This is a genomic window from Vibrio sp. ArtGut-C1, assembly GCF_002105475.1.
Taxonomy (GTDB): domain Bacteria; phylum Pseudomonadota; class Gammaproteobacteria; order Enterobacterales; family Vibrionaceae; genus Vibrio; species Vibrio diabolicus.
Genome location: NZ_NCTH01000021.1, coordinates 90,597 through 99,353, shown reverse-complemented (window position 1 = coordinate 99,353; position 8,757 = coordinate 90,597). Strand labels below are relative to the sequence as shown.

The following is an 8,757-nucleotide window of genomic DNA, read 5'->3' as shown; positions in this document are numbered from 1 at the left end:
CAGTTTCTGTTGAGGAGTCAGTGTAATTTTCATAGTTCGTAGCATGATCCTGATTCTAAAGAAAATCAAGCATCTTCAATGATCACGGGTATATCTTTAATTGATTATTTTGAAAGTTAGTCACATTAAAAATGCAACCAATTTAGAAAGTAAAAATGATATATTATTTATATAAAATCCCAAACATATATTTGAGTACAGTAAACTTAAATATTCATAATTTATCCATTTTTCTTCTTCCAATTTGGTAACTTGAAAAAAAACGGAGCCGATTGGCTCCGTTTCTCGCTTCATGTGTTACTACTATTTCTTTGGCACTTCTAACTGCATCTCTGGCATGGCATCGCGCTTCGCTTTAATTTTGCGCCAGACTATCCATGCAATGATCACAATCAGCAGCATTATCACGTTACCCACCGCGATAATAATCATGCTGCGCTTACGCTCAGCCTCCCGCTCAGCAATAATTTGCTTTTCCATTTCAATACGGCGCTGCTCGGCTAATTCAGCTTCTTTTGCAATTCGAGCGGCTTCTAGATCAACTTCATCAACAACACTGAAGGTTTGCTCTGGAATAGGAAACACTAGTGGACGTTGCGTCGCTAAATCAGTGGCAAAGATCTCGCCGCGCCATGCGTACTTACCAAGCTCAGCGTCGTTATTGAGATTCAGCGTGGTTCTCATTCCATCTTTAGAAACCTGGCCTTGGCTGTAGCTAACAAAGCCATCGGGTGCATCTTGTTCCACCGTGACTGCGATTGAGCCTGGCGCGATCATACCTTGCTCACCACTCACCACCAATTGGTGTGGTTTGTCAGGATTGCGCGCCTGAATAAAAGTACGAGAAATTGGGTTCGGATAAACCAAGATGACTTGCTCTTGCGCTCGTAAGAATACGCCATTACCAGAGGTGATTCGCGCACGGTACTTACCGGGCTCAACGTCTATTGGTAGTTGGACAGTGAACACACCATCCCCTGCTTTTTCATCCAAGCCGCGGCCATCATCAGCAAACTCACCCACAACCATCGGCACTGGACGTGCTTCTTTGATCAACTCATCTTCATTTTCGACAAACTTGGTAAATGTCACGCGTAGATTCACGCGGTCAAGGAAGTCGCGCAGTACGAGAGGTTTGTCGTCGGAGGTTAGGCGAGCTGTAAACTTAAGCGCTTCCCCATTATATAATCGGTTTGGGAACACATCCGTGCTGAGCTTTAAGTGAGAAATTAAGCGGATGTTATTTTTAGGAGTGACTTTCCCCACAGCCTGCCATGGGCCTGGCATAGGGTTGTCAACGGAGATAATATCGAGTGAGGCTTCTTGGTACCAACGTACATTGTCGTAGGCGTCCCAAGCATAGTACTTTTTACCGTCAGGGCGCACTAAAACAACTGGCTGAGAACTTTGCTCACGATAAACTAAAAAAGTGATCTGCTCGATGGTTGGATCCACTCGAAAGCGATTGTCTAACAAAGACATAGCAGATTCACTCGATGCACTCGAGAGACTACTCCATATCGCTAAAAACGCGACCAACAAAGCCCTCAGCATAGCTTCTCCTATTGATGCCAAATACAGTCGTTCACCAACTCTAATCTTTTTTGGTGAGCTTCTAGTTCATCGGCACTTGCGCGCAAAACCTTTAGCGCTTTTCTTCCTTCAATACGGCGAATGGTTTCTACCCCACCCTCTTGTTTATTCGCGTTAAATTCTAGACTCGTTTGACCACCCGTCATAAAGAGGTAAACGTCGGCTAGAATCTCCGCATCGAGCAAAGCTCCGTGGAGTGTACGGTGCGAGTTATCAATACCGTAGCGTTCACATAAGATATCAAGGTTGTTTCGCTTGCCAGGGAAGATTTTCTTCGCCATAGCAAGGGTATCGGTCACCTTGCAGTAGTCGTCCGTTTTGCCGATGTTAGGATCGAGCATGCCAAACTCGTAATCCATAAAGCCCGTATCGAAGGGCGCATTGTGGGCAACAAGTTCGGCGCCTTTAATAAACTCAAGAAACTCTTGGTGCACGCTCGCGTATTCCGGTTTATCAACCAAGAATTCATCCGTAATACCGTGAACTTCAACCGCTTCTGGTTGGATTTCACGATCGGGTTTTAAATAAACGTGGAAGTGACGACCAGTCAGCTTACGGTTGATGATCTCCACGGCACCGATTTCAATAATGCGGTGTCCCATGTAGTGAGGACCACCCTCGCGGTTCATACCTGTGGTTTCGGTATCGAGAACGACAATGCGGTTATATTCAGAATTGCTGCTGGTATTCATAAGGTTATGTATGTCAGACTATGCTTTATTAAATGTTTCGGCTAATAGTACCAAAAAATATGACCAAACACGTTGAGATTTTCACTGACGGTTCTTGTTTAGGTAACCCAGGACCAGGTGGTTACGGCATTGTATTGCGTTACAAAGACGTAGAAAAGACGCTTTCCAAAGGCTACACGTTAACCACCAACAACCGCATGGAAATGTTGGCGGCTGTCGTCGCGCTGCAGACGTTAAAACAACCTTGCAAAGTCACTTTAACGACTGACAGCCAATATGTGCGCCAAGGTATTACTCAGTGGATCCATAACTGGAAGAAGCGTGGCTGGAAAACAGCGGATAAAAAACCCGTGAAGAATGCCGATCTATGGCAAGCTCTAGACAAAGAAACTGCACGCCATCAAGTTGAATGGCACTGGGTAAAAGGCCACGCTGGTCATCGTGAGAATGAAATTTGTGATGAGCTAGCCCGTACCGCCGCAGAAAACCCAACCGAGGAAGATACTGGTTACCAACCCTCTTAACGAGATTCTTTCCTCATAGTATTGCCCTCTCGATTCATCACCCCTAGTGGTGTGAGCTTTTTCTTCAAACGCCAATGCGGTTTGATAGGCTTGAGAGGGTATGTTCGTTTCCGTGCCACAATGTAATACAAACTCCCTGCAGGTGACGCCCAATCACCGAGACTGTTTTCCAACCATGTCCACATCGTGCGGTAACGCTTCATCGGAAACAGCGCGTAACGATCGCAATGAATCACTTGATAATTAAGTAACCCTAACCAGTCGTTGATGCGGTTCGACGTAAACATTCGTCCACTCCAAGGCAAATTATGTTTACGCCATGGAAGCAAACTCGCTAATCCAGTCAAACTTAGTGGGTTAAATCCAGTGATTATCAAATAACCATCATCCATCATCACTCTATCGACTTCCCGTAGCAAACGGTGTGGATCGCTTGCATAGTCGAGCTGATGAGCGAGTATCACAACATCAAAGCTTTTTTCCAAAAAGGGCAATTCGTAACCATCTGCAATCACATTATGCAACGGGTTCTGGATATCTACGTTGACTTGGTGTTGAATGTTACAATTACAGCTGGTTAGCTCACAGCTCAACCCGCCCAGTTTGAGCATATGGTAACCGAAGAGTTTCGGACACCATTCATCAAGTCGGGTCTGGATTGACTCAAGCACCCACGGACCGTTGTTCATTGCTGACCAAGTCGACGGGTGTGGTATAGTTTTGTTGCTGAGTGCTGGTTTCATTAACCACCTGACTAAAATGGGTGACGGAGAACGAATCGTGTTAGAGATCAAAAGCATACCCGCATTTAATGATAATTACATCTGGCTGATACAAAATAGCGATAAGCGTTGCGCAGTCGTTGATCCGGGCGATGCGAAGCCAGTGTTAGAATACTTGCAGGCTAACGAATTAACTTTAGAAGCGATTTTAATTACGCACCACCACAACGATCACATTGGTGGCGTTCCAGACTTAGTGCGTGCCTTTCCTGAAGTCGCCGTTGTGGGCCCGAAATCTGAGCCAATTCCAACCCTAACCACCCCCATGGAAGAAGGCGACAAACTGGAGTTATTTGGCGAAATCTTTTTGGTGCTAGGTTTACCAGGCCATACCTTAGGTCATATCGGTTACGTTGGAGACGGAAAACTGTTTTGCGGTGACGTGTTGTTTTCCGCAGGCTGCGGTCGTATTTTTGAAGGTACGCCAGAGCAAATGTTTGAGTCACTAAACAAGCTAACGTCTCTACCAGAAGAAACTCAAGTCTTCTGCGCGCATGAATACACCGCGAGTAACGTGGCGTTTGCTTTAGCGGTTGAGCCTGATAATGAGCAGCTCCGTCAATATCGCGATGATGTAAACCGACTGCGAGCTCTAAACATTTCGACACTTCCAACAACAATACGCAAAGAAAAGTGGATTAATCCGTTCTTGCGAACCACCAATCCTGACGTGGTTCAATCTGTTGCTAGTCGCATTAAAAATAGCGATCCATGCTCGGTTTTTACTGCTTTGCGTGAGTGGAAGAACGAATTTTAACCATTTTCTGCTTGTAAGTTTGCAAGACCCCAGTATTATCAGGGGCTGATTTTTCGAGAAGCGCCACTGGCGCTTCTCTTACGTTTGGGGTTGATATAAATCTATTTGAATTTCTCCCCATTGCATAATTTAGAAGCTCTTTGCCTCTATTAATTAGTTAGTGTTTAAAAGATGTCTATTATCTTGCGACTGCCACGCACATTGTGTTGCGCGACAGGCAGGTGAAGATAAAAAGGCCCTAAATAGGCTGAATCCATGCGTTTGAAGTATACCTGGGCGTTGGCGTTGTTATTATCTGGCTGTCAATTGACTCAGTCAGACTCAACGTCTTCTACACCAGAAACCAATAAATCTGAGCAGACTGCAAAACAAAATGCAGCGAAGGCTCAACCGGGCAACACATCGTCTTTAGCAAAAAAATCCGCTAACGACGCGCCTAAAGTTCTTTCCCCTCAGGAACAAGAAGATGTATGGCAACGTATCGCCATGCAACTTGAAATGGATATCCCAAACCATAAGAAAGTGGACTACTACCGTACGTGGTATCTAAAGCACCCGAATCACCTTTACACAGTGTCTAAGCGTGCGACTCCTTTTCTATACATGATCACAAAACGTATCGAAGAGCGTGGACTCCCAATGGAGCTTGCTTTGCTTCCTGTGGTGGAAAGCTCATTCGATGCCTTTGCCTACTCACACGGTAGCGCGGCTGGATTGTGGCAATTTGTCCCTGGCACCGGAAAGATGATGGGACTAGAGCAAAACTACTGGTATGACGGTCGCCGAGATGTGGCAGCAGCAACGGATGCCGCACTGGACTACCTTGTACAACTAAACGAGCGTTTTGATGGTAGCTGGGAGCATGCAATTGCTGCTTACAACAGTGGTGGTGGCCGTGTTTCTAGCGCAATTCGTAAGAATAAAAAGCTCGGTAAACCTACTGATTTCTTCTCATTGGACTTACCAAAAGAGACCAGCAGTTACGTACCTAAGCTGCTAGCTTTGGCTGATGTCATCGCAAACCAAGACAAGTACGGACTTAATATTCCTGCGATTCCAAACAAGCCTGTTCTAACGCTTGTCGATCCGAAAGAACAGCTTGACCTGGCCATTGCAGCAGATTATGCCGGCATTAGTGTGAAAGAGTTACAAAGTTACAACCCTGCATACAACCAATGGTCGACTGCGCCTGAAGGTCCGCACCAACTTTTGATTCCGGTAGAGAAAAAAGAGACTTTTCTCACTAAGGTGGAGAAAAACCGTGGTAAAGGGATGAAGGTCGCTCGCTACAAGGTGAAGTCTGGTGACTCTTTAAGTGTGCTAGCTAATAAATACGGCACAACCACAAAAGTGATTCGACGTGCAAACGGCCTGTCGAATAACAATATTCGTATTGGCCAATACCTACTGATTCCGACGTCAACAAAAGACGATGCGAAATACGCACTAACGGCACAAAATCGATTAAGCAAGACTCAATCACGTGCTCGTGGACAACTCAAGCTCACTCATGTCGTTCAGTCTGGAGAAAGTTTGTGGTCAATCGCACGTGAAAATAAAGTGTCGTATAAATCGTTAGCAAAATGGAATGGCATGGGCCCTAAAGATCCATTGCGCGTTGGTCAAAAGCTCGTGATTTGGAAGGACTCAGACAAAGGTGCTGTGATTCGTACCGTTTTCTACAACGTTCGCTCCGGTGACACCATTAGCGGCATTGCAAGCAAGTTCAAAGTAAAAACGAACGACATCGTGAAATGGAACTCGCTACACAAGAAAAAATACTTACAACCAGGTCAAAAACTTAAGTTGTACGTTGACGTAACGAAGGTAAGTGTATGAACCCATCAAGCAACCCACTTGTGATGCTGTTGGACATTTTTCGTTCTCCAACATCTTGCTTTCTAGCGCTTTACCAACGCGGCGGATGGGGATGGCAACCGTTCATCTTCTTGATGCTTAGTCCGTTTTTATTCTGGGGCGCTTACTTTTCGAATGTCGATTTCACGTGGCTTAGTGACCAACTAGCCGCGCAGTTTCAACAAATCGACCCAAAGCAGATTGAGCTATTAGAGCCAAACACGCTAATGGCAAGTGCGATCATCAATGATGTATTCAACCGCTTTGCCACCTTACTGTTGCTTGCGCTTTGGTTCTTTCTTGCAACGAAGGCAAGCAAGCAACAATATGGTTACTGGAAGTGGTTTGCCGCGTCGTGTGCAATCTTATTCCCAGCAGTATTGGGCGATATCGCAAGCTACGCGAGCCTGTTACTCAAGCATGGTCAGGTGATGACTTACGCAGCAGATTTAAACAGCCTCAATGGTCTATTAAAACTGCCGCTTACCAGCGAGTGGTCGCATTTTGCCAGCTCACTACCACTACTGCTGCCTTGGTACATTGTATTGGGCTACGGTGTTGTGCTTACTTGGACTGAGTTTGAACGTGGGCAAGCCTTGGTGATTGCAAGCCTGCCATGGGTATTCTTCTACGTTATTTGGGCGCTTTATATTGTAGTGACCTAAGCTAGTCATCTAACGTAAATGACAGTAACAATGGGTTATGATCGGAAGCGTCGCTCTGCGGCGCTTTCGCGTATTTGAGGGTCAGTCCTCGGTAAAATACATGATCCAGCGGTAATCCCGTTATAAATTGGACTCGATGATCAGGCGAGAACGTCACTTCTTGCAAGTCCGCGGCTTTTAAGGCCTGTCGCATCGCATTAACGCGAGATTCACTCCAACTATTGAAGTCTCCAGCGAATAGGATCGGCCCTGTATGATGCTTTAAAAGCATTTCAAGAGCCGTTAACTGAGAGACATACTCTTGCGTGCCAACCGTGAAGTTAATCGCATGTACATTCACCACAGCGAGCCTCTCGCCATTGCTTAAGTGATACTGACTGTATAGTGCAGACTTGGGTAAACGCAGCCAAGGCTCTTTAGACGTATAAGCACAGGCTTTTTCTGGTTGCCCTTTAGCGATACTAATCACACCGGCACCGCTGCCCAATGCCTTAAAGGCACTCACTTGATTGCTGACCCAGTTGCCATCCACCAACCATTGCTTAAAAGATGGTGTCATGCTGGCCTCTTGCAATAACAGCAGTTGTTTCTCAGCAGAGAATTCATTGAGTGCGCTTTGCCAATTAGTTCGGTTCTGTTTGTAGATATTCCAGACAAGTACATTGATTTCACCGCCCTGATCCAGAGCTTTTGAGCCGCTAAATTCGATGCACCTAATATCCTGCGTCAGCTCTGAACCTGTTTGAGTAATGATTTGCGGCTGATCTGGTACGGTGAAAATAACCTGGAAGCCGACCAATACCGCCATAATAAGAAAAGCTAACGCCAGAAAAAAACGCTTAAACATACGACAAACCTGAATATACGCACCCTAAAACTGGAACAACCAACCTCGGGTTATTTGATTTCACTGAAAGTAAAAAACAAAAAAGGAGCCACTTGGCTCCCTTTTAGCATAATAAATACGAGAAAGGTAACAAGAAACCTTAGATCGCGTCTTCGTCTTCTTCACCAGTACGGATACGAACCACACGCTCAACATCAGTAACAAAGATTTTACCATCACCAATTTTGCCGGTTTGCGCGGTTTCAATGATCGTCTCTACGCATTTATCAGCCACATCTTCCGTTACAACGATTTCGAGCTTCACTTTAGGCAGAAAGTCCACCATGTACTCTGCACCACGGTAAAGCTCGGTGTGACCTTTTTGGCGACCAAAGCCTTTCACTTCAGAGACGGTCATCCCTGTAATGCCAACTTCAGCTAGCGCTTCTCGAACATCATCCAATTTAAATGGCTTGATAATCGCTTCAATTTTTTTCATGTTCATCCCTTAAGCTTCAATCGATTGCGCTTATTATCGTTTAGCGTTTCGCAACATTCAATGTTTGTCTCTGATCCACCAGCGAAAATCCAGATTGAGCAAATTAACATGGCGAATATCGTGAGTTGATAAAACCCCAATGAGGACAGCTCAATGCCCAATCGTCCAAGCTTTTTCAGACTCGCGTTTACTTCAAACTTGCGTAGTAAGCCGCTAGATTTGCGATATCTTCATCAGACAACAGTGAAGCTTGAGCTTGCATAACAGCAGCAAGACCACCTGTTCGCTCTTTGTTTTTATAGGCTTTAATTGAGCTGATAATGTATTGCTCGTTTTGCCCTTTCAGGTTTGGGTAACCCGGAATGACAGCAATGCCGTCGGCGCCATGACACGCAGCGCATACTCCTGCCTTTGCTTGACCTGCTGTGGCATCTCCCGCTGCTAGAGCCTGCCCACTGAACATGGTTAGCGCCACCATTGCGCCCATGATTGTTTTCTTCATTGCTTCACCTAATCAATTATTATTTAAGGATTTTTATATTTTATAATCGACATTGTGGCA

The 8,757-nt window shown here is 45.4% G+C and carries 10 protein-coding genes; 4 read left to right on the top strand and 6 right to left on the bottom strand.

The features are described 5' to 3' along the window. Positions 1–303 precede the first annotated feature (303 nt). Together B7360_RS17165 and dnaQ are read right to left on the bottom strand one after the other, a co-directional pair. Entirely contained in the window at positions 304–1,554 is a 1,251-nt protein-coding gene (locus tag B7360_RS17165) for a TIGR03503 family protein (protein WP_085344101.1), read from the bottom strand. Positions 1,555–1,562: 8 nt separating this feature from the next. Continuing rightward, entirely contained in the window at positions 1,563–2,285 is a 723-nt protein-coding gene (gene dnaQ / locus B7360_RS17160; RefSeq protein WP_005380385.1) for a DNA polymerase III subunit epsilon, read from the bottom strand. A 59-nt stretch (positions 2,286–2,344) separates the two neighbouring features. Here dnaQ and rnhA point away from each other — a divergent pair, with 59 nt between their 5' ends. Continuing rightward, positions 2,345–2,809, top strand: coding sequence for a ribonuclease HI (gene rnhA, locus B7360_RS17155; RefSeq protein ID WP_012841509.1), 465 nt, complete (start codon positions 2,345–2,347; stop codon positions 2,807–2,809). Here the strand turns inward: rnhA and B7360_RS17150 are convergent. Beyond that, positions 2,806–3,552, bottom strand: coding sequence for a class I SAM-dependent methyltransferase (locus B7360_RS17150; RefSeq protein ID WP_012841508.1), 747 nt, complete (start codon positions 3,550–3,552; stop codon positions 2,806–2,808). The genes rnhA and B7360_RS17150 overlap by 4 nt on opposite strands. A gap of 37 nt (positions 3,553–3,589) precedes the next feature. Between B7360_RS17150 and gloB the strand changes: the two genes are divergently transcribed. From gloB to B7360_RS17135, 3 genes are all read left to right on the top strand, one after another. Next, the gene (gene gloB / locus B7360_RS17145; protein ID WP_085344099.1) at positions 3,590–4,348 is read left to right on the top strand and encodes a hydroxyacylglutathione hydrolase; all 759 of its coding nucleotides are present in this window, start codon (positions 3,590–3,592) and stop codon (positions 4,346–4,348) included. 255 nt (positions 4,349–4,603) lie between these two features. Then, complete coding sequence (locus B7360_RS17140; RefSeq protein ID WP_085344097.1) at positions 4,604–6,187, top strand: LysM peptidoglycan-binding domain-containing protein; 1,584 nt, start codon at positions 4,604–4,606, stop codon at positions 6,185–6,187. Beyond that, a complete protein-coding gene (locus B7360_RS17135) occupies positions 6,184–6,870 on the top strand; it encodes a YIP1 family protein (RefSeq protein WP_046875508.1) in 687 nt (228 codons plus the stop codon). The genes B7360_RS17140 and B7360_RS17135 overlap by 4 nt, the downstream gene beginning before the upstream one ends. Position 6,871: 1 nt before the next feature. Here B7360_RS17135 and B7360_RS17130 read toward each other — a convergent pair whose 3' ends face one another. The 3 genes from B7360_RS17130 to B7360_RS17120 all read right to left on the bottom strand — a co-directional run bounded on the left by B7360_RS17130 (position 6,872) and on the right by B7360_RS17120 (position 8,697). Further along, a complete protein-coding gene (locus B7360_RS17130; protein ID WP_085344095.1) occupies positions 6,872–7,717 on the bottom strand; it encodes an endonuclease/exonuclease/phosphatase family protein in 846 nt (281 codons plus the stop codon). 139 nt (positions 7,718–7,856) lie between these two features. Then, the gene (gene glnB, locus B7360_RS17125) at positions 7,857–8,195 is read right to left on the bottom strand and encodes a nitrogen regulatory protein P-II (protein WP_005436810.1); all 339 of its coding nucleotides are present in this window, start codon (positions 8,193–8,195) and stop codon (positions 7,857–7,859) included. Between the two features lie 187 nt (positions 8,196–8,382). Beyond that, positions 8,383–8,697 (bottom strand): cytochrome c, encoded by a 315-nt coding sequence (locus tag B7360_RS17120; RefSeq protein WP_074191692.1) that lies wholly within the window; start codon positions 8,695–8,697, stop codon positions 8,383–8,385. Between the last annotated feature and the right edge of the window lie 60 nt (positions 8,698–8,757).

Coding starts and splice junctions, on each gene's coding strand:
- glnB (WP_005436810.1), bottom strand. CDS start 8,195: ATGAAAAAAATTGAAGCGATTATCAAGCCATTTAAATTGGATGATGTT.
- rnhA (WP_012841509.1), top strand. CDS start 2,345: ATGACCAAACACGTTGAGATTTTCACTGACGGTTCTTGTTTAGGTAAC.
- B7360_RS17135 (WP_046875508.1), top strand. CDS start 6,184: ATGAACCCATCAAGCAACCCACTTGTGATGCTGTTGGACATTTTTCGT.
- B7360_RS17130 (WP_085344095.1), bottom strand. CDS start 7,717: ATGTTTAAGCGTTTTTTTCTGGCGTTAGCTTTTCTTATTATGGCGGTA.
- dnaQ (WP_005380385.1), bottom strand. CDS start 2,285: ATGAATACCAGCAGCAATTCTGAATATAACCGCATTGTCGTTCTCGAT.
- B7360_RS17140 (WP_085344097.1), top strand. CDS start 4,604: ATGCGTTTGAAGTATACCTGGGCGTTGGCGTTGTTATTATCTGGCTGT.
- B7360_RS17120 (WP_074191692.1), bottom strand. CDS start 8,697: ATGAAGAAAACAATCATGGGCGCAATGGTGGCGCTAACCATGTTCAGT.
- B7360_RS17150 (WP_012841508.1), bottom strand. CDS start 3,552: ATGAAACCAGCACTCAGCAACAAAACTATACCACACCCGTCGACTTGG.
- B7360_RS17165 (WP_085344101.1), bottom strand. CDS start 1,554: ATGCTGAGGGCTTTGTTGGTCGCGTTTTTAGCGATATGGAGTAGTCTC.